Origin of the sequence: Enterobacter cloacae complex sp. IR5459 (assembly GCF_049238005.1) — a bacterium.
GTDB classification, from domain to species: domain Bacteria; phylum Pseudomonadota; class Gammaproteobacteria; order Enterobacterales; family Enterobacteriaceae; genus Enterobacter; species Enterobacter hormaechei_C.
On record NZ_JBMKIG010000072.1, the window covers coordinates 1 to 667 of the forward strand.

General features: G+C 55.2%; 1 protein-coding gene. It reads right to left on the bottom strand.

Annotation, left to right across the window (positions count from 1 at the left end):
- On the bottom strand, positions 1-667 hold a 667-nt coding region (locus ACOTX4_RS26000; RefSeq protein WP_421635523.1), incomplete at both ends, for a host specificity protein J.

Consider the following 667-nt stretch of genomic DNA (forward strand, 5'->3'; position numbering starts at 1 on the left):
ATATCACCCGGCGTGAAGTGGATAGCATCGCGTGCCATCTGGAAAGACAGTCTGCTGCTTTCACGCTTTGCTGTTTCCAGCAGCCATTTACCTGCCCGCCATGCCTGTCCGCGAGAGGTGCAGCCAAACGCCTCCAGAGTGGTTTCGTTGTAGTTCCCTTTGGCTATCATCTCATCGTCGGAAACGTACTCTTTCACCTGCTCCCATCCGTTGTCGGGGTCAGTCCAGGACACTACAACCGCATTGTATTTCTCTGAACGCTTTGCAGAGCTTCGTTTGAACTCGCCATTCACAACGTTGGCGTTCGTGATTGTCGCAATCGGATCCTGTGGAGCGTCCAGCATTACGGACAGGCGCAGGCCGTCCCACAGCGCAATGCCACGGAACATGCTCGCTATCTTGTCGAGAATGTCTCGCGCACTCGCCTGCTCTGTGATGTAGGCGTTGAGCGTCATGCGTGGCTCTTTGCCGCCATACCCATCATCTACAAGCTGATCGCAATATTGCGACAGAATGTAGAGTGCGCCATCGTCAACATCGATGTATCCGGCGCGTTTCGCCAGGCCAAATCGGGTGTTTTTCGCCAGCTCACGGAACAGCCACGCCGGGTTGTTAGTCCATGCCTTTTTGAAGCCCCCCGTCCACAGCCCGGAGTAAGTTCTGGCAA